The sequence below is a fragment of the Vibrio sp. 970 genome (genome assembly GCF_033339075.1).
The window spans coordinates 29,943-49,455 of sequence record NZ_JAWOTW010000001.1 but is presented as its reverse complement, the minus strand read 5'-3'; the positions used below and the strand labels follow the sequence as shown (position 1 = coordinate 49,455).

The 19,513-nt window shown below is 44.8% G+C and carries 15 protein-coding genes; 9 read left to right on the top strand and 6 right to left on the bottom strand.

The features are described 5' to 3' along the window. Positions 1-26 precede the first annotated feature (26 nt). On the bottom strand, positions 27-1,037 hold the full coding sequence (locus R7Q11_RS00220; protein ID WP_053307129.1) for a TAXI family TRAP transporter solute-binding subunit: 1,011 nt from the start codon (positions 1,035-1,037) through the stop codon (positions 27-29). A gap of 836 nt (positions 1,038-1,873) precedes the next feature. Here R7Q11_RS00220 and brnQ point away from each other — a divergent pair. Together brnQ and R7Q11_RS00210 are read left to right on the top strand one after the other, a co-directional pair. After that, the gene (brnQ, locus tag R7Q11_RS00215) at positions 1,874-3,184 is read left to right on the top strand and encodes a branched-chain amino acid transport system II carrier protein (protein ID WP_025768055.1); all 1,311 of its coding nucleotides are present in this window, start codon (positions 1,874-1,876) and stop codon (positions 3,182-3,184) included. 103 nt (positions 3,185-3,287) lie between these two features. Beyond that, positions 3,288-4,496 (top strand): GGDEF domain-containing protein, encoded by a 1,209-nt coding sequence (locus tag R7Q11_RS00210; RefSeq protein WP_005374203.1) that lies wholly within the window; start codon positions 3,288-3,290, stop codon positions 4,494-4,496. A 43-nt stretch (positions 4,497-4,539) separates the two neighbouring features. On the opposite strand, the gene R7Q11_RS00205 is transcribed toward R7Q11_RS00210, so the two are convergent. After that, positions 4,540-5,889 (bottom strand): sigma-54-dependent transcriptional regulator, encoded by a 1,350-nt coding sequence (locus R7Q11_RS00205; protein ID WP_225466068.1) that lies wholly within the window; start codon positions 5,887-5,889, stop codon positions 4,540-4,542. Positions 5,890-6,067: 178 nt separating this feature from the next. Here R7Q11_RS00205 and R7Q11_RS00200 point away from each other — a divergent pair, with 178 nt between their 5' ends. Further along, positions 6,068-8,128, top strand: coding sequence for a sensor histidine kinase (locus R7Q11_RS00200; RefSeq protein ID WP_225466067.1), 2,061 nt, complete (start codon positions 6,068-6,070; stop codon positions 8,126-8,128). Positions 8,129-8,276: 148 nt separating this feature from the next. Continuing rightward, positions 8,277-9,668, top strand: coding sequence for a glycoside hydrolase family 1 protein (locus tag R7Q11_RS00195; protein ID WP_170890231.1), 1,392 nt, complete (start codon positions 8,277-8,279; stop codon positions 9,666-9,668). Positions 9,669-9,767: 99 nt separating this feature from the next. On the opposite strand, the gene R7Q11_RS00190 is transcribed toward R7Q11_RS00195, so the two are convergent. Next, positions 9,768-11,804: a PhoX family protein gene (locus R7Q11_RS00190; protein WP_225466066.1), complete on the bottom strand. Its 2,037-nt coding sequence runs from the start codon at positions 11,802-11,804 to the stop codon at positions 9,768-9,770. Positions 11,805-12,070: 266 nt separating this feature from the next. Here R7Q11_RS00190 and R7Q11_RS00185 point away from each other — a divergent pair, with 266 nt between their 5' ends. After that, positions 12,071-12,409 carry a YggL family protein gene (locus R7Q11_RS00185; protein ID WP_005374208.1) on the top strand — a complete coding sequence of 113 codons (339 nt, stop codon included), beginning with the start codon at positions 12,071-12,073 and terminating at the stop codon, positions 12,407-12,409. A gap of 1,337 nt (positions 12,410-13,746) precedes the next feature. Beyond that, positions 13,747-14,646, top strand: coding sequence for a LysR family transcriptional regulator (locus tag R7Q11_RS00180; protein ID WP_170890232.1), 900 nt, complete (start codon positions 13,747-13,749; stop codon positions 14,644-14,646). Here the strand turns inward: R7Q11_RS00180 and R7Q11_RS00175 are convergent. Next, the gene (locus R7Q11_RS00175) at positions 14,614-14,958 is read right to left on the bottom strand and encodes a DUF5329 family protein (protein ID WP_225466065.1); all 345 of its coding nucleotides are present in this window, start codon (positions 14,956-14,958) and stop codon (positions 14,614-14,616) included. The two genes, R7Q11_RS00180 and R7Q11_RS00175, sit on opposite strands and share 33 nt — an antisense overlap. A 95-nt stretch (positions 14,959-15,053) precedes the next feature. Further along, positions 15,054-16,067, bottom strand: coding sequence for an MBL fold metallo-hydrolase (locus R7Q11_RS00170; protein ID WP_225466064.1), 1,014 nt, complete (start codon positions 16,065-16,067; stop codon positions 15,054-15,056). Between the two features lie 155 nt (positions 16,068-16,222). Here R7Q11_RS00170 and R7Q11_RS00165 point away from each other — a divergent pair, with 155 nt between their 5' ends. The 3 genes from R7Q11_RS00165 to R7Q11_RS00155 all read left to right on the top strand — a co-directional run bounded on the left by R7Q11_RS00165 (position 16,223) and on the right by R7Q11_RS00155 (position 18,566). Continuing rightward, complete coding sequence (locus tag R7Q11_RS00165; protein WP_005374222.1) at positions 16,223-16,837, top strand: TetR/AcrR family transcriptional regulator; 615 nt, start codon at positions 16,223-16,225, stop codon at positions 16,835-16,837. Positions 16,838-17,166: 329 nt separating this feature from the next. Then, complete coding sequence (gene rimK / locus R7Q11_RS00160; protein WP_005374224.1) at positions 17,167-18,072, top strand: 30S ribosomal protein S6--L-glutamate ligase; 906 nt, start codon at positions 17,167-17,169, stop codon at positions 18,070-18,072. Between the two features lie 65 nt (positions 18,073-18,137). Continuing rightward, positions 18,138-18,566 (top strand): ATP-dependent zinc protease, encoded by a 429-nt coding sequence (locus R7Q11_RS00155; RefSeq protein WP_005384193.1) that lies wholly within the window; start codon positions 18,138-18,140, stop codon positions 18,564-18,566. Between the two features lie 66 nt (positions 18,567-18,632). Here R7Q11_RS00155 and R7Q11_RS00150 read toward each other — a convergent pair whose 3' ends face one another. Beyond that, on the bottom strand, positions 18,633-19,358 hold the full coding sequence (locus R7Q11_RS00150; protein ID WP_053304689.1) for an MBL fold metallo-hydrolase: 726 nt from the start codon (positions 19,356-19,358) through the stop codon (positions 18,633-18,635). Positions 19,359-19,513 lie beyond the last annotated feature (155 nt).

The following is a 19,513-nucleotide window of genomic DNA, read 5'->3' as shown; positions in this document are numbered from 1 at the left end:
AGCCGAAACTCGGGGCGAAGTTGGCGTTATTTCACCATTAGGTCTGATGGGATTTCGATGCCCATTTCTTTGTAGTAACGCACCGCACCTGGGTGAAGAGGCACTGGCAAGCCAGCGATCGCTTTCTCAATCGCCATTGCTTTTGTTGCTTTGTGGATGCCTTGTAGGAAAGGCAGGTTCTCGTAGATCGCTTTGGTTAGCTGGTAAACGTCTTCTTCCGAGATATCTTCACGAACTGCCAAGAAGTTAGGCTGTGCAATGGTGGTGATCGGCTTATCTAGACCCGGGTACGTGTTCGCTGGGATCTCGTACTTCGTCCATAGGTTGTAATTGCCGTTCGCCTCTTTGATTTGTTCGTCAGTAAACGAAAGAATCGAAATGTCTTTACCCAACGCAGCAAAAGCTTGAGTGACCGCACCAACAGGTACACCCGCAGGCGTGTTCATGCCGTCAATGGTGCCGTTTTGAAGTGCGCTCGCACTGCCGCCGTAACCCATGTAAGCAAGATTGAATTTATCAGGGTCGACCTTCAGACCTTTCATGATTTGGCGACCAGAGTTCTCAGTACCTGAGTTCTTCTTACCGATAGAGAACTTCTTGCCATCTAGGTTGTTCAGATCAGTCACTGTGCCCGTTTTTGCTAGGTCAGAGCGAACAATAAAGTGCTCAACGTTTTGCCAAAGCATAGAGACTGAGCGCAGTTGTTCTTGGCGACCACTCTTCTCATAAGGACCTTCACCAGACCAAGCCCACGCACCGTAAAGACCTTGTAGAATCGCGAACTGTGCTTCGTTTTCATTCAGCAGTTTAACGTTTTCACCAGAGCCCGCAGAGCTGATTGCAGAAAGGGAGAAGTGGTGCTTTGGTGCCAACTTCACTTTGCTTAACGTCGCCAACGCTACGCCCACAGGGTAGTAAGTACCACCTGTCGATGCCGTTGCAAGAATATAGCTACGATCTTCTGCCGCAGCGTTAGCAGCAATACCAAAAGAAGTCACAGCGACAGCCAAAGCTTTTACCAGCTTATTCATTTTCATTATTACTCTCCGTGTAGTCGTTTCACGATTGGGGATTTACATCATGTTAAACCTTTATTAACAACACATTCCCTAGAGCAATTGAAATGCCAACTTTTAACCCTTTGTATTTATTGAACTAAGAGCTGAAAGACATCAAAAATGAGCAAAATCATGCTGATTTGATAGCAAAGTAATGAGCAAGATCTTGCTCATTGAAGAGGAGAAGGTTGCACGCCTAGATCGCAAAAGGTTAATAAAATGTGATCAAGACAAAATAAATGCACGATTCACTAATAAGCAATATTTTGCCGATGCAATTTTGGATTGAATTGCAACTAATGAGCGTCTTAACAATAAGAAGAAAAAGCGCATCATTCTAAACTGCTCAATTTATCAGCTGAGGTTTATAGCCTAAACGACTACAAATAGCACAAAAATACAGCAAAGAAAGCCATGTTACAAAAATGAAAAGTCATTTATTCTAATTTTTAATTTAAAAAGCAGCTCGATCCACCAGTTCAGAAATAAACATTGACCGTATCAACTTATTTTCTACTTCGGGGTTGTGCCAATGGCCCTATGTTCGTTAGTGTAACAACACGCCAAGGCAAACGTATTCCTTGGTATTTTTTCGTCTTTAAGGATCACCCATGTCAGCAACTGCGCAATTACAATTCGCTTTAAAACGCCCATCTGGCGTTGCTGCTGCGATCCTCCTGCTCTCTCTGAAACTGATTCAGAGCTGACAGGCTATATCTAAACTTTCTGTCAGCTTGAGAAGAAGCTGACGGGAACACCACATACTCCTCCCATTCCTTTCAGTTTCTTCCAAGCGAAACATAAGAGGAATAACAATGTTAAGCGCACGCAATATCGCCGCTTTGGGCTTCATGACTTTCGCCATGTACTTAGGCGCGGGTAACCTGATCTTCCCTCCATTTTTGGGTTACCAAGCAGGTGAAAACTTTCTGAGCGGGATGTCTGGCTTCCTCTTGACGGGTGTAGGTCTGCCTGCGATGGCACTGGTGATGGTGGCTATCGTAAACGGTTCAGACAAATTAACCGCTGCCCTACCTAAACCTTTGGCGACCAGTTTTTGGGTGATGGTGTTTATCGTGATTGGCCCTGCGTTCGTGATCCCACGTGCAATTACCGTGGCTTACCAATTTAGCTTTGCGCCAATGTTTGGTGATGCAGCTTTGGTGCCTTTCACTATTGCCTTCTGTGCTATCACCATTCTATTTGCCCTATATCCGGGTAAATTGGTCGACAACCTAGGCAAGATCTTAACGCCTGCATTGATGGCGATCTTAATCATCATGTCTGTGACGGCTTTGGTTTCTCCTGCAGGCGAGCTAACTGCCGCAACGGGACCATACGTATCTGGCGCATTTGCTGAAGGCTTGACCCAAGGCTACATGACCATGGATGCGCTAGGTTCTATCGGTTTTGGTTGGATCATCTTCCGTGCGATTCGCAGCATGGGTGTAGATTGCCCGAAAGCGACCGCAAAATACACGCTAATTGCAGCTTTGATGTACGCGGTTGCCATGGCATTTGTTTACATCTCATTGGCTTACATTGGTTCGACAAGCTCATACTTGGGTTCTGAGTTCAGCAATGGTGGCGACATTTTAACGGCATTCACCTTCAGCCACTTCGGCGCATTTGGCTCACTATTACTAGGTGCCGTGATGGTATTGGCGTGTTTGACTACTGCTATCGGCGTAACCACAGCAGGCAGTGAGTTTTACGACAACACTTTCAGCAAAGTGAACTACAAAGGCTGCGTTATCACGACCATGGTATTGGCTGGTTTGATCGCCAACGTAGGTCTAGAGCAACTATTGGCTATCACATTGCCAGCGGTTGTGGCGCTTCACCCAGTCGCGATTGCGTTGATGATCATGGCACCAGTGCGCAACAAGATGTCGCAAATCATGGTGGTAGCAACCGCATTCACTGCTCTAACGTTTGGTTGTGTTGATGCGCTGCACATCCTAGGTTACATGCCAAGTTCCACTGATGAGTGGATGGGTAATTACATGCCTCTGTACAATGACTTTGCTAGCTGGATTGTGCCTAGCGTATTTATGATGATTGTTGGTCTGCTGTTTACGACGAAAACCAACCAAACCGAACAATTCGAGCTGGTGAATGAATAGCCGTTTAACATAAGACATCGCTCAATAAGTGCGTTACTATGTAGCTCGCTTATTGATATCAGGCAAAGGAGTTGCCTGAATGAAAGATTGATATGGGTCGCCTATGGATAATCAGTATCTAGACATCAGAACACTGAACTTTATCGTTATTCTGTTCTCTTGCATTTACTCTATTAGTCTGCTTTGTTATCAATACACTCAGGGTAGAGTCAAAGGCTTAAAAACCTTCTCGATATCACTACTGTTTATTGGTTTAGGCCCTTTTTTACTTGGCTTTAGAGGCTCTGCGCCAGACTGGCTGACCATCGTCATAGCCAACACTCTCATATTAGTCGGCTTCTTGCTTACGCTATATAGCGTAAGCATTTTTCGTCAATACCCTTTAAAATTGGCTCACTGTCTTACCTTGTTAACACCTGTTTTCAGTGGTTCATTTTACTATTTCACCTTCCATGACCCTTCTATCAAAAGCCGCATTATTTATCTGAGCATGTATATTTGTATCGTCACCTTCTTTAGTGGTGTCGCCATGCTTAAAGGTACCCAAAAGGACTTAAAGCTCCCTGTTAAAGCAATGGCTTACTCTTTCTTTGGATTTAGTTTTTTTATGGGATTTAGGGCGCTTTGGAGTACTTTTTCAGGTGAGTTACCAAGCTTTATGGTCGCAGGCCTTATCCATCAGCTGACGTTCTTATTTAGCATCTGCCTGATCGTTGCTTTGAGCTTTAGTATGCTGTGGTTAATTAACGGACGCTTGGTGCAATCCATTAATGATCTCTCTCATTTAGATGCACTCACAGGGCTATATAATCGTCGAGCCATGGAAGAAATCGTTCCAAACTTGGTTAGTAAAGCACATAAAAAAAGCCAAGCAATCAGCATTATTATGACTGATGTCGACAAGTTCAAAGCGATTAATGATCACTATGGTCACACGGTTGGCGACTCCGTCATGGCAACGATCTCCACTATTTTTAAAAAGCATCTTCCTGAGTCCGCCTGCATTGTGCGATTTGGTGGTGACGAGTTCATGATTGTTTTGCTCGAAAAAGCACAGCAAGCCAAAATTGTCGCAGAGCAAATTCGCCTTGCGGTCGAAACTGAAACCGCTTTGCAATCATTTAAAACTGAAGTGACCATGAGCTTTGGTATCAGTCAGTTATCTGAGGGGCAATCACTTCAAGAGGCGCTTGCTGAAGCAGACGAAGCGCTATATAGCTCTAAACATACTGGAAGGAACCTCGTTACCTTGTTTGGAGAAGGTAAAGACCTAAATTATAAGTTTGTCCCAGCTCCAGCCAAAAGCGCATAACGTGTTTGTTATGCCAGTAATTTCGAATTAGCTAGAAATCGCACTAAGTATAGTCGGAGCGATTCAAACCAAACTTCTGCATCTTTTGGTTAAGGGTTCGACGTGGTAAATCCAACTCCTGCATCACCTCATTGATGCGTCCATGATGCCTGACTAAAGAATCATGTAGCACCTTACGTTCAAAGTTATGTAGCTGAATCGCCAACGGCACGCCCGCATGCGTCTCTTCGGTTGTTGAGGATGGTCGACTGGAGAGAATTTCCATCACGGAGACGGTTTCATCCAATGCAAAACGCATCGCTACATTCCTAAGCTCACGTACGTTACCGGGCCAAGAGTAAGCAAGAATGGCCTTTCTATCGGCTTCACTCAGCAGACGACTCTCAGGATTACTTTTCAGAGCAAAGTGTTCGAGCAAGATCAACGCATCTTCTTCTCGCTCACGTAGCGGTGGCAAATAGATCTGCGCCACATTAAGACGATAGTACAAATCCTGACGAAACTCGTCATGATCATTGAGATCTTCTTTCGCGGCGGCGATCACTCTCAAATCAACTGAGATCTGTTGGTTGCCCCCAACGCGCTCTACCGTATGTTCCTGTAATGAACGCAACACTTTCACCTGCATGGACAGCGGCATACTCTCGATTTCATCAAAGAATAAAGTGCCTTTATCCGCGTATTCCAACTTACCAATGCGCTTTTTACCCGCTCCGGTAAATGCCCCTGCTTCATGCCCAAACAGCTCACTTTCAAACAGGTTCTCAGGAATAGCGCCACAGTTGATTGGCACAAAATGATAGGATCTGCGTTGGCTTTCATTATGCAAACTGGTCGCCACCAGCTCTTTACCACAACCTGTTTCGCCGTAAATGATCACGTTAGTATCAATGCGTGCTAACTTGGCTACTTGTTCTCTAAGCTGTTGCATCACTCGGCTTCGCCCAATCAACACCTCTTCTAAGCCGCTAACGCTAGATAGGTACTCTTGGCGATCTTGAGTAGACGTTTGTGCGCGATAGCTCTCGACCGCTTCGGTTACTCGTTGGGATAAACGCTCAGGTTGGAAAGGTTTCTCAATAAAATCGAACGCACCGTTTTGTAACGCCCCTACTGCCATATCGACGTCACCATGTCCGGTGATCAAGATAACTGGCGTTGGGACGTGATTGGCAATCAGGCTTTCTAGTATCGACAAACCATCGGTGTCTGGCAGGCGAACGTCACTGACAATCGCATCAAATTCTTGGCTCAGAATGGCCGCTTTGCCCTCTTCGCCTAAACTGAATGAGGTCACATCGAACCCCGCCAGTTGCAGCCATTGGCTGGTAGCCTGACGAACAATGTCATCGTCTTCGATAAGTGCAATTTTAGGGATGTCGTCAAAAGCCATGAGTTACTGCCTGCTTTGTGGGGTGGGAAAGAAATCGATCTTTATTAACGGTAGCAAAAACCACTGAGGAGAAAAGGAGCTAGATCTCACTTCTTGCTTACAAGTCTTTAACATCCAACCAGTTAGGCGCACTCTTTAATGACTGTTGGTGAGAACGCACTAGCTGAATGGAGTCGGTATGCAGCGCAAAAGGAATGGCAAAACATGGCTTGTGGTCGCAATTGCGGCAGTGCTGATGTTGTCTTGCTATAGCGCCAGCAGAGAGGTTGCCCGTCAGTGGTTGAGTGTACAAACTCAAACCGAAGCTCAACAAAAACTACTCGACTATATTGGTGAAGTTCGCCGTGCACTCAAACGCTTCTACCACTTACCTTACCTCGTAACCAATAACCCAGAAACCATCGCGTTTGTGAAAGGGAATCTGACTTATTACGAGCCATTGCAAACCCAACTGACTCAGCTAGATAAAGCCGCCAATACGGAAGGTTGGCTAATCCTGTCTAACTCTGGCGAAGTATTGGTCTCGAGTTTAATCGAAGAGCGCTTTAGCCTGTCTGACCGAAAAGCCATTGTGGAACAAATTCACAACCAAGGCGGCGGTGTTTCCTTGGTGAACAAAACCAAAGGTTCGAGCCCATTGTATTATCTTGCAGCCCCTATCTACGATGGTCTGGATATCGCTGGCATTGTGGTGGTGCAAATCAACCTTAGCTTGTTGACCGAACAGACCATTACTAGCCAAGACATCATCACGTTGCAGAATCGTCAACAACGCTTTTTCCTATCGAGTAGCGCGCTTTATAACGCTGACTGGTTTAACGAACCGAGCAACACCGTTCAGTTAGAAACGCAACGCTTATACGACAACACCAATATCAGTGTGTGGACGCTCAACCAGCAACGCTATTTTGCGCACACCGTTAAATTGGATGATTTGAATTGGTACGTAAGCTACCTCACCCCTTCTAAGCCGATTCAACAAACCATCAACGTGATTGGTTGGAGCGTCGCTGTGTTGCTCTTATTGGTTGTATTACTCGTCATCATTGGTCTACAACGTCGCCAAAAGCACATCAACCAACAACGAATTCAAGCCCTGTTGGAAGAGTCCCAACGCCGCTTGAAACAGATGATCAATAAGACCCACGTTGGTTTGCTATTGATTGATGAACAAGGTCAACTGTTCGATCTCAACCCAATGGCGAAGCGTTTGTTCTGTTTACCAGAAAGCGTCAATCGACACGCTTTTGCTTGGGAGTTATTCGATGCAGGCAATCCCAATTCCACCACACTTAAGCTACTGAAAGACTTACCTAAACATAAAGAGCTCGCAGAGATCAGCACGGTCGAAACCATTGCCAGACGCAGTGACGGAAGCGTCTTCCCTGTCCTGTTCTCGCTAACCAGTTTCCCTTGGCATGGCGAGCAGTATTTCCTTGCAACGATCATCGACATCAGCAAGCGGAAAAAAGCCGAGCAATCGCTGCAACAGGTCAACCAAGAACTGGCGCAACGGGTAGAAGAGCGAACTCAAGCGCTAAAAGAAGCGCAAAACCAATTAATTGAATCGAGCAAAATGGCCGCCTTGGGTCGCATGTCGAGCGCGATTACTCATGAGCTCAATCAGCCACTGACAGGCTTGCGTACCCTGCTCACCACGAACGAACTGCTGGCGGAACGCGGCGAAACCGAGATGATGAAAGCCAACAATGTTTTGGTGCAAAAGCTGATTGATCGTATGGCAAGCATGACCAGTCAGCTGAAGACGTTCGCCTACAACAAACCAGAAAGCCTACAAGCAATTTCTCTTACTTCCGCACTCGAAGAGACCCTACGCGTTTATCAAACCCAACTAGACAAAGTGGATGTGCGTGTTCGAGTTGCTCATGACTTACCTAACATCTTGGGTGAAGAACAACGACTGCTTCAGGTACTCGGTAATCTTGTCTCGAATGCGCTAGACGCAATGAACCATACCACCAACCCGCAGCTCAGCTTGATCGTCAATCCAACCGACAATCAGGTCGAACTGATCGTCAGTGATAATGGCTGCGGCGTGTCGAATGAGATGCTTGAATCCATGTTTGAACCCTTCCAAACCTCAAAGAAAATTGGTGAAGGGTTGGGGCTGGGTTTAGCGATTACGGCCAACAATATGCGTGATATGAACGGACAAATTACCGTGCATAAGAATGAACAAAATGGGCTGACTTTCACTCTATTGTTCAAATCAGCCTAGGTTGATATTGATTACAAAATCATCATTAGAACTAAGCATCCCCGCTGTTTGAGAAAAATACGATCTCGATACAAGTATCGAGGTGTCTCCTACACTATTCTCAAGCAATAAATCCACAAACATTTCCTAAATATAAAGAGTGAGAAACATGATTAAGTTTCCTGAACATTTTCTTTGGGGTGGTGCCATTGCTGCAAACCAAGTAGAAGGGGCGTACAACCTTGGGGGTAAAGGGTTATCGACATCAGACATGCTGCCAAACGGTATTTTGAGTCCGCATCAAACCCGTGAAGAACGTACACCGGGTATCAAAGATGTGGCGATCGACTTCTACAATCGCTACCCAGAAGACATCGCGCTATTCAAGGAGATGGGCTTTAACTGTCTGCGCCTATCTTTAGCATGGAGCCGCATCTTCCCGAACGGTGACGAGCTAGAACCTAATGAAGAAGGTTTGGCGTTCTACGATAAAATTTTTGACGAACTTGCCGAGCATAACATCCAACCTTTCGTGACATTATCTCACTACGAAATGCCTTACGCACTGGTCGAGAACTACGGTGGTTGGGGCGATCGTCGCGTCATCGATTTCTTCGAACGTTATGCTCGCACTGTGCTGGAACGCTACAAAGACAAAGTGAAGCTGTGGTTAACGTTCAACGAAATCAACATGTCACTGCACGCACCATTTACTGGTGTTGGTTTGCAAGAAGACGCCAGTGAACAAGAGATTTACCAAGCGATTCACCACCAACTAGTCGCCAACGCAAAAGCGGTAAAACTGTGTCAGCAAATCGTACCAAACGGCAAGATTGGTAACATGCTGCTTGGCGCAATCAACTACCCATATACCTGTAACCCTGATGACGTGCTTGCTGCAATGCATGAAAACAACAAGTGGTTGTTCTTCGGTGATGTGCAAACACGTGGTCAGTACCCTGGCTACATGAAGCGTTACTTCCGCGAAAACGGCATTGAAATTCAGATGGAAGCAGGCGACTTAGAAGAAATTGCGTCTGCGAGTGTCGACTTCATCTCATTCAGCTACTACGCAAGTGGCTGTGCTAGCGCGGATCCGAAACAGAAAGAAGTGGGTAACATCGTCGATAGCGTACCAAACCCATATCTTGAAAAGAGCCAATGGGGCTGGCTGATCGATCCAAAAGGTCTTCGCGTTCTGCTGAACTTCCTTCACGATCGCTACCAAAAGCCACTGTTCGTCGTAGAAAATGGCTTAGGCGCGCGTGATGAAATCGATGAAAACGGTGAGATTCAGGATGATTACCGCATCGCTTACTTGAACGACCACCTTGTGCAAGCACACGAAGCGATTCTTGATGGCGTTGAGCTGATGGGCTTCACCAGTTGGGGACCAATCGATTTGGTCGCGAACTCAACCGCTGAGATGAGCAAACGTTACGGCTTTATCTATGTCGATCGTCATGATGATGGGCAAGGAACGCTAGAACGTAAACGCAAGAAAAGCTTTTTCTGGTATCAAGACGTGATTCGTACTTCAGGCGGTTCATTGAAAAGATAAGCCTGTTGTCTAGGTATAAAGTGCAACTAGGCATTCGCCTAAACCATCAAGCCCTGCAATTGCAGGGCTTGAATTTTAAGGTGTTTATTCATTTAGAGATTAAACTGCAATCTCTCCACCGTCTTCACGGCGAATAACCACTGTCGCCGCTCGTGGGCGCACAGAAACACCAGCAGGCGTTTCTTCGGCTGCATCTTCACTGTATGGCCAGTTACCTGGGTGCTGAATATTCACAAACAATGATTTGTAATCAGGGCTGATGGTAAAGCCTGTTACTTCACAACCATTTGGTCCGACAAAGAAGCGTTTCAATTCAGCTTGATTATCCGCACCAATCACAGCTTGATCACCATTCTCATCTGTTAGCTTAGATGGCACAACAGCCAACATTTGATCATTGGTGTAAGACGTGACTTCATCTGCGCCGTTGTCCGTTTGAATCCACAAAATACCACGGCCATCAAACGCTAATCCGTCTGGGCTCGCAAACTGGTTTAACTCATTCAAGCCAGAACGGTTGGTATCTGCATCACCATTTGCTGGCGAACCAAACACAAAGATATCCCAAGTAAAGTCAGTTGCTGAAGCACCTTCATCCCAACGAATAACATGACCAAACTTATTATTTAAACGTGGATTCGCAGGATTGGTTTCATCTGTACGGCGCGTATTGTTCGTCAATGTTAAATATACTGAACCCGTGAATGGATCAACCGTACACCACTCTGGTCGATCCATTGGTGTTGCCCCAACTAAATCCGCCGCACCCGCAGTATTGATGATAATTTCAGCCAGTGAATCAAAGTGATCCGCTAATGTACCACCAGCGGTTGTTACGCTATCAAGCGTTAATGGTAACCAAGTACCTGTGCTGTCTTCATTGAAGCGCGCCACATACAGTGTGCCTTCGTCCATGTACTTGTCACCCATCGCCAAGCGGTTATCAGGGTTAGCATCTGCTGGATCCCACGCTGCCGCAGATTCAAATTTGTATAGGTATTCAAAGCGAGAATCGTGACCAGAATAAAATACCACTGGTTTGCCTTCTTCAAGCTTACCGAAAGTACAGCCCTCGTGACGGAAACGACCTAGCGCAGTACGTTTCTTCGCACGTGAGTTTTGCGTGTAAGGGTCAATCTCGACAATGTAACCGTGACCATTGGCTTCATTACGGTAATCATCCATCGCACTTGCTCCTGTTGGAGCCACATTAAAGCGAGAGAACTCATCAAGACGCTCTTCTGCATTTCCTGCTAATGTCTCCCATAGGTAACGAGTGCTTTGGTCATCGACACCAATGCGATCTTGCTCTTCTGTACGAGTCCCGGCGTTAACAAAGTAACCTGGCCAGTTCTCTTCACACGTTAAGTAAGTGCCCCACGGCGTGTAGCCGTTGCCACAGTTGTTTAACGTACCACGCGCTTGGCTGCCATCTGGTGAGAAACGAGTGACAGTTAAAGATGTGTGGGCTACCGGGCCAGACAAATCCATGACTGTCGCACCAGTATAACGACGGTTTAGTGGGTCGGTATCAACCAACTTCCACATGTTGTCTTCCAGTTGAATGCGAACCACTGATACACCGTGCGCGTTAATCTCTTTGCGCACTTCATCTACAATGGTACGCACGCCATTTTCAACCGTCGGACCGTTTGGATGCAGTGCTGATGTGTCGATGTACTCGTGGTTAATACATAGCAAGCCATCTGTAGTGCTATCGTTCAATGGGAAAAAATGCATGCCGTCATGGTGCATGCCTAGCGCATTTAACTGATCGGTACTGGTGTTGGTACCATCATTTTGCCATGCGCTGCCTTGCGCATTAAGTGGTGTTCCCCAAGGTACTAGTACTTGTGCGGTGTAGCCTTGTGGAATTGAAACTGCGTCAGTGAGTGAGCCAGGGATAGATTCAAAGTTAAGAACGGCTTTAGATGCGCCCGAACCACTGCTTACTGTACTCCCTGAGTCAGACGAGTTACAACCAGCCAATCCGAAAGCACCAAACGCTGTCATCGCACTGATACCTAAACCACCTTTCAGAATGCTGCGTCGAGATAGGCTCGCTTCTAATACTTCTTCAAATGGTTTGGTTTCACTTTGGTTATAACGCGTCGCGTCAAAGGTTTCCTTGCTCATTTTTACTTTCCCGATCTTATAGTTTAATTAATAAATAAGTGATTAGTTGAACGGCAAGAAGTTTGGATAAGAAAAATGACAAAAGTGCTTAAAACATATGAAACTTGTGTTTCAACAATACTGCAAACCAACCAACACAGCTAACGAAGCAATTAAATTCTGGTCACATAATCACCAACTGTATCGCTTCATTCTGATTTTACTTGGGCTAAAGTATGATAGAAGGTATAAGGTGTACGAAATCAAATCATCTACGAGAGATAATCATGAAATTAGACAAGATCGATAACAAGAGCCGTCGTATCCGTAAAAAGCTGTTCTTAGGTGAGTTCGCAATCCTAGGTTTCGAGATCAGCTGTGAAACAGACATTAACGACTTCGACCGTTACGATGCATTCGTTGATGACTTTATCGACTACATTGACGAGCTTGGTCTTTGCTTCGGTGGCGGTGGTCTAGAACTGTTTGAAGGCTTCCTATGTTCTACTGACCGTTACGGCAGTGCCACTGAAGAACAGAAAGCGCAAGTTATCAAATGGTTAGAAGCACGCCCAGAAGTGAAAAGCGCGCAAGCGGGCGAACTAGTTGACGCCAACTACCTGTAACTAAAGGGCAACCTGTAATACGCAGAGCTCAATAAATGGTAGAGAAAGCTGGTCTTAAGACTGGCTTTTTTATTTTTTGAAGAATGCGATAGTAAAAATAGGTGGGTTGGGAAGTTGCGCGGAGTGAATGTGATTGTGGTGTTTTTGAGCTGGCAATCAACGGGAAACTGCGTTCCACAGCCAGCTCGTGCCTTTAGGTATAATTAACTATGATTTTTTAGCTGGTGCGTCTTTCGTGTCTTTCCAGTATTGAATACGCACACGATGTAGCTGAGCTCTTCTAGTCTTTTTCATAGTAAAGTCCCTCATCTTATATAAGTAACGCTCCTCATGGAGCTTATTGTCTAAGGTCGTATCCCCTTCAATCTATAAGGGAACCAATCATTTAACCGTGACCAATTTCACAACATAATGATAATTACCGATTTCTTGCAGCCTGTTTTTACTGGCAAACGGCATATTATCTATCTGACACAGTTAACTTACTCACCAGATATGACAGAAAAATGGCAATCAAGTTCCCTACTTATACTGTCATTGAATCTTAATAAGGATTAACAAGGTGGGCATTTCAGATTTACCATACTGTTTATAAAAACCGCAAGAATTTTTATTTCTTTTCAAACAAATCTCTACTCAAGATCAATTCACTTTCATCTTTATCGTCTCCCTTTTAACGCATTGTGATCCAGTTCAATCCACAGAACTCGGAACAAAAAGCGCACATTAATACATTCACCACCAAACTTGTGCGAGATCTCTTACAAGAGTTGTGAGCAAATAGATTAATCACCTCTAAGAGCAATGCCAGAAAAAACATTAAATATATGATTTAAAAGTAATATTTAAATTCACTTAAAATAATAAGTAAAAATAATTTAGAAAAGTTAATTGAGTCAAATCAGCAAAACATCAATACTCAATTTGTCGACAGGATGTTGGCGGGAACAGGAAAAAAGCCTAAAGGATTGGGTATCTTCAGGATGAAGATTTGATAGCTTAGGATGAGTTGTCAGCAAGGATGTAGTTAAGCTCTAGGATAGAGTTCGCCCGTCAGGATGATAGGCAAGAATGGACACCGCTAGGAAGGCGATGAACAAGGAACTAGGTTAAAGGACTTAGCCACAATCAAGGATAGATGCAGGGAGCACCTATTAGTAGCTGGATTGCTGCGAAAAAGAATAAGCCCCGTCTGGGAAACCAGGCGGGGTTTTATTTTGTCTGTAATGTATTGATAACGATTCATCTTTATCGTTTAAGTCTTCTCTGTTTTCATAAAACACCGTGCTATCATTTTCTTTACGTCTCCCAACAAAGCTCTCAGAAAATCACACACTATGCTTAATCCTGTTTGGTTACATACATTTAAGACATTGATTGAAGTCGGTCATTTTACGCAAACGGCAGAAAAACTTTTTATGACTCAGCCTGGCGTCAGCCAACACATCAAAAAATTAGAGCAAAGTTGTCAGCATGCCTTGATCAAGCGCGAAAACAAAAGCTTCGAATTAACCGAGCGAGGCAGGATTGTCTACGCATATGCGCTCGAGTTAGAAGATAGAGAGAAGAAGCTGCTCGAAGAGCTCAGTTTTGATGATGCGTTTTCAGGCCACTGTAAACTGGCTTGTTCTGGTGCAATGGCGTTAATGTTGTATGGGCCCATTTTGGAGAAGCAAAAACAGCACCCGAGCTTATCGTTACATTTAGAAGCCGCGCCAAATCAATCTATTCTCAACGCCATAACGCAAGGGCACATCGATATTGGTATCGTGACTGATGTTCCCAACAAAGGTCTGTTTCACAGTGAGCGAATTGGTAAAGAGAGGTTGTGCTTGGTTCTGCCAAAGCATTATCAAAATAAGCAGATAACGCCACAACTCTTGCATGACTGTGGTGTCATTAGCCACCCTGATGCCGAGCATTACATGACGCTGTTTTTTGACCAGTGTGAAGAACCACAGCTCCAAGAAATTAAGATGAGCGATTTACCATTATCCGGCTACGTAAATCAATTGAGCCAAATTTTGCTACCTGTCAGCAAAGGACTTGGCTTCACCGTGCTGCCTCAAAGTGCGGTCGACAATTTTCCGCTAAAAGACACGTTACACATTGCTCAATTGAAAAACACTGTATGTGAAGAGCTATTTCTAGTTCGTAAGCGCAGTCGTGCTCTACCTCTGCGCTATCAGACCATCAAAGAAGTGTTATTGGATGTGATCGGTGGTGCGCATCAATGATGTTAGCCACTCTTCGCTGGTAATGCGTTCCTCTTGGCAATCCACCCAATATGGTTTGCCAGATAACCAATTTTTCGACGCAACTTCTTTTATAAACACATCCACGGAATCAACGTCATCTTTGGCGTAATCCCATTTATTGCGCATGTGTTCTGCTGCTTCTTGATTAGTGTACGACTTGCCGTTGCGGATAAAGGTGCAAGAGGATTGCTCAACTCGTGTTATCAACGTCGAGATATCTTGCTCTACTCCTGCTAGTGCAAAGGTAGGCAGAATGCTTAATGTAAGTAACAACGTCCACTTTGCTTTCATCGCACCTTTATCCTTATCCCTGACCACATAACTACTAATAGTAACTACTGATAAGTGACTTAACTATTCTGGTGTTTGGCTGTTTAGCTCAGCAATTATTGCCACCATGCCTGAGCAGGCTGAGGCTCCGCAATCGCCAAGCGTTGACCAATCTCAGGGCTCACTAACGTTACACCGCGCTCTTCACTAATATCTAACGCGCGTTGCATTGGCTCATTCCAATCGTGCATTGATAAATCAAACGTGCTGTTATGGATCGGCATCATCACTTTGCCCTGCACATCGATGTGTGCTTGAACGCTTTGCTCTGGGAACATGTGAATGTCTGACCAGAGTTCATTGTACGCACCTGTTTCAATCATGGTGAAGTCAAACGGACCGTACTTTTCGCCAATCTCTTTAAAGCCATTGAAGTAACCAGAGTCACCACTGAAGAACACTTTGTGTTGTTGTGCATTGATAACCCAACTGCCCCACAGCGTCGTATCGCGGTCTGTCAAACCTCGACCGGAGAAATGCTGAGTCGGAGTCAATGTATATTCAATGCCGTCGACAGAGTGTGACTCCCACCAATCTAGCTCGATCACTTTCTCCTTCGGCACACCCCAATTCACCAGTAATTGGCCAACTTTTAACGGCACCAAGAAAGTGCCCACCTTGTCGCCTAGCACTTTAATAGAAGCTTTATCTAGGTGATCGTAATGGTCATGACTGATCACCACCACATCGATAGTTGGCAAATCTTCTATCGTGATGGGGGTTTGGTGAAAGCGTTTTGGCCCTGCCCATTGTACAGGAGACGCGCGATCACTGAATACAGGGTCGGTCATTACCAGTTTTCCATCGAGCTTCATTAATACGCTTGAATGACCCAGACGATAGATGACGTCATCTTGCTCTTCTAACAGTTGCCGCGCTGTGATCGCATGCACTGGAATTTCAATCGTTGGTGTTGGGTTAAGGCGCTCAGTCGTAAAATACGCTTTCATGATTTCGAACATGTCGCCCAAACCGCTTTTGTATTCCAACTCTATGTTTGAAAATTTGTCCGGGTATGTTGGCGCTTTTTCAGTATCAACATTAGAACAAGAAATCATTGATGTACCCATCGCGAACGCTCCTACTGTGGCTAGCAAAGTTTTTTTCATAAAAAGTTAACCCGAACAAAAGTAAACTACACGGTGCAGTTTACATTCTAATTATCAAAAGTAAACTACTTAGTGTAAAATAGTTCAAGAAATGATCTTCTTAACTTAGCAAGCTTATGAATGTAAAAAGAAAAAGTCGTAGCGAAACCAAAAGAGAAGCCATCCTGTGCGCAGCAAAGCAAGCGTTCCAAGAGTTTGGGGTGCAAAACACCAGCATGGATAAGCTCTCTGCTATCGCGCAAGTCTCTAAGCGCACGGTCTACAACCATTTCCCTTCTAAAGAAGCGATCGTGACAGAGTTACTAACCGAACTATGGCGTTCTTCAATGATGGATAGCGACATTGAACGTTTACCAACACTCCCGCTAAAAGATCAATTGATTGAATTACTCTACAGCGAGATCATTGTGGTGACGGAACCAAACTATATTGAGCTGGCAAAAGTGGCATTTGGGCACTTCTTATTTAAGCCGGAAGATCTCAAAGAACAAGCAGAACAAATGTCGAAACAGGAAACCGCCCTGTACCGCTGGCTTACTGAGAAATCGAACAGTGGCGCTTTGCAAATTGATGATGTACATATAGCGAGCACTCAATTGCACAACTTACTTAAAGGCAGTGCATTCTGGCCGCAGTTAATGGGAATTCGCCCCTCTTTGTCGAATGAAGAATCTAGGCTGTTAGCTACCCAAACGGCGGAACTTTTTTTAAGTCACTATCAAAACAGCTAAAAACAGCGGTCAAATTGGCCGCTTTTTTAAGCGATAATTCGTGACAAAGCGATGAAATTTTTGCTCAATTTTATTTATCTCACCCTTGACAGTCTCATACCGCAAGGCGTGAGCGTTCGATAAAATATTTTTGTCGTGTCGACGATGCTTTTTCGTTTTCATCTCACAAAAAAACGCCCTAAGGTGCGCACCTCTGACGACGTGGTTGTTCAACCACAATTCTAAATCGTTGAAGTAAGTAGGTTATGTCATAACATGATCACCTGCCTACTGCATTCTATGCTCTATACTTATATTTTTATTTGGTACTGACTTACTAAGGAATTGCCATGCGTATTGCTATTCTCTCTCGTAATGAGAATTTATATTCAACCATGCGCCTAAAACAGGCGGGTGAAGAACGTGGGCATCAAATCGATGTGATCGACACGCTTCACTGTTATATGGACATTACGAGCAACAACCCTAAGATCCGCTACAAGGGTGAAGAATTACCGCAATACGATGCTGTTATTCCGCGTATTGGGGCATCTATTACGTTTTACGGCACTGCTGTTGTACGTCAGTTTGAAATGATGGGTACATTTTGTGTCAACGAATCTGTCGCGATCAGCCGCTCTCGTGACAAGTTGCGCTCATTGCAATTGCTATCACGTAAAGGCATCGGTTTGCCACGCACTGGCTTTGCTCACCATCCTGACAACATTCAGGACGTAATCAAAAACGTTGGTGGCGCACCTCTAGTGATTAAATTGCTAGAAGGCACTCAAGGCATTGGTGTTGTACTTGCTGAAACAAATAAAGCGGCAGAAAGTGTGATTGAAGCTTTCATGGGTTTGAAAGCTAACATCATGGTGCAAGAATTTATCGAAGAAGCAAAAGGCGCGGACATCCGTTGTTTTGTTGTCGGAAATAAAGTAATCGCCGCAATGAAGCGCCAAGCAAAAGAAGGCGAGTTCCGTTCTAACCTTCACCGTGGCGGCTCTGCACAACTCGTACGTTTGAGCAAAGAAGAGCGTGCGACCGCTGTAAATGCTGCGAAAGTGATGGGCTTGAACCTTTGTGGTGTGGATATCCTTCAATCTAAAAATGGCCCAGTGGTAATGGAAGTGAACTCTTCCCCTGGTCTAGAAGGCATCGAACTAGCAACGGGTAAAAACATTGCAGGTATGATCTTCGATTTTATCGAGAAAAACGCTAAGCCAAATTCAAACCGTACTCGCGGTAAAGGTTGATTTTTGTTTAACGCACAAGAGAGCCAAAAAACGGCTCTCTTGTTACTCGTCGCTAGGATGACACTATGAATCAGAAAATGATCATTGGGAATGCCGAAGCTATTTGCTTGCCAGAGTTAGGGATTACTCACCTTGAAGCGCGTATTGATACAGGCGCTCAAACCTCTTCATTACATGTAGACAATATTGATTGCTTTGAAAAAGATGGTCAGTCTTATGTTGCATTCGATCTGCACCCAGATGTATACCATTTAGAACAAGTGGTTCGCTGCACAGCGAAACTAAAAGCAAACCGTAAGGTTAAATCTTCTAACGGTACTTTTGAGCACCGCTGCGTGATCACGACGATGCTGCGTATGGGCGACCAACAATGGCCAATCGACATTACGTTGACTAACCGTGAAAAAATGACTTACATGATGTTGTTAGGTCGTCAAGGCATGGCAGACAAAGTGCTCGTTGATCCTAGCCAATCTCACTTATTGGCATCTTAACCCCGTAGCTTCAGATGAGTGATCGAACGTTTTTGTTGAGCATCACTCGTCTGGCTTTATCTTCGCCTACTTCCTACGAAATAACGCAAACAACAATCCCTTCGCTTTAACTTTTGTCACTCGCCAGTGCGTCATTGGCTTAGTCGGCGCTGTATTCAAAATGTGCTGATACGCTTTTTCATCCAAAGTCACCTCTCCCCCATGTGCCAGAAGCAAACATTGCGGATTCATCTCAAACACACGCTTTAATGATTGCCGATATTGATTCGGATGAAATATGGGAAACGGCGCAATCAGATGCTTTTTCACCTGCACCATTAAATCCGCCACATACAGCACATCTTGTTCAGAATGATAAACCGACAGATCTCGATCAGTATGCCCTAGCGTTTCTAGCACCTGCCAATCATCAAATCCAGGAATAAACTCTCCATCAATAAGTTCAATATCTGGCTTTAACTTGCGGGAATACCACAGGTTTTGCTTTGGTTTACGCATCCGATTCGCCATCCAGCGTGCTAACATCAAATCGGTCAAATGCATTAGCCAACCGTCTACACCGCTATACCACTGGTTCTCTCGCTTTGCGGCCAATAGCTTGCATCCTGTTAAATCACGTAGTTTGTGCGCACCACCAGCATGGTCTGGATGCATGTGGGTCACAACAACCAACTTTAGATCAGAAAAAGGACGATGGAGTTGATGTTCAATAAAGTCTTTAAGATGAGGGATGTCTGCTCGACTGGCACCATCAAGCAACAATAATTTATCGGGATATTCGGCGAGATACATGGTCTGAATGTACCCCTGAATTCTGTGCAGCTGCAAAATATGTCCTTATTTTAGTGAGATGCTTCATGACCGAACCCTTACTGGTCAGACCAACTATAACAGCAGAATGGACGCTTAGGTAAACAAATATTCACACGTAGCGACGACAACAAATC

Excerpts from the sequence above, each read along its gene's own strand:
- R7Q11_RS00220 (WP_053307129.1), bottom strand. The coding sequence starts at position 1,037 with ATGAAAATGAATAAGCTGGTAAAAGCTTTGGCTGTCGCTGTGACTTCT.
- brnQ (WP_025768055.1), top strand. The coding sequence starts at position 1,874 with ATGTTAAGCGCACGCAATATCGCCGCTTTGGGCTTCATGACTTTCGCC.
- R7Q11_RS00210 (WP_005374203.1), top strand. The coding sequence starts at position 3,288 with ATGGATAATCAGTATCTAGACATCAGAACACTGAACTTTATCGTTATT.
- R7Q11_RS00205 (WP_225466068.1), bottom strand. The coding sequence starts at position 5,889 with ATGGCTTTTGACGACATCCCTAAAATTGCACTTATCGAAGACGATGAC.
- R7Q11_RS00200 (WP_225466067.1), top strand. The coding sequence starts at position 6,068 with ATGCAGCGCAAAAGGAATGGCAAAACATGGCTTGTGGTCGCAATTGCG.
- R7Q11_RS00195 (WP_170890231.1), top strand. The coding sequence starts at position 8,277 with ATGATTAAGTTTCCTGAACATTTTCTTTGGGGTGGTGCCATTGCTGCA.
- R7Q11_RS00190 (WP_225466066.1), bottom strand. The coding sequence starts at position 11,804 with ATGAGCAAGGAAACCTTTGACGCGACGCGTTATAACCAAAGTGAAACC.
- R7Q11_RS00185 (WP_005374208.1), top strand. The coding sequence starts at position 12,071 with ATGAAATTAGACAAGATCGATAACAAGAGCCGTCGTATCCGTAAAAAG.
- R7Q11_RS00180 (WP_170890232.1), top strand. The coding sequence starts at position 13,747 with ATGCTTAATCCTGTTTGGTTACATACATTTAAGACATTGATTGAAGTC.
- R7Q11_RS00175 (WP_225466065.1), bottom strand. The coding sequence starts at position 14,958 with ATGAAAGCAAAGTGGACGTTGTTACTTACATTAAGCATTCTGCCTACC.
- R7Q11_RS00170 (WP_225466064.1), bottom strand. The coding sequence starts at position 16,067 with ATGGGTACATCAATGATTTCTTGTTCTAATGTTGATACTGAAAAAGCG.
- R7Q11_RS00165 (WP_005374222.1), top strand. The coding sequence starts at position 16,223 with ATGAATGTAAAAAGAAAAAGTCGTAGCGAAACCAAAAGAGAAGCCATC.
- rimK (WP_005374224.1), top strand. The coding sequence starts at position 17,167 with ATGCGTATTGCTATTCTCTCTCGTAATGAGAATTTATATTCAACCATG.
- R7Q11_RS00155 (WP_005384193.1), top strand. The coding sequence starts at position 18,138 with ATGAATCAGAAAATGATCATTGGGAATGCCGAAGCTATTTGCTTGCCA.
- R7Q11_RS00150 (WP_053304689.1), bottom strand. The coding sequence starts at position 19,358 with ATGTATCTCGCCGAATATCCCGATAAATTATTGTTGCTTGATGGTGCC.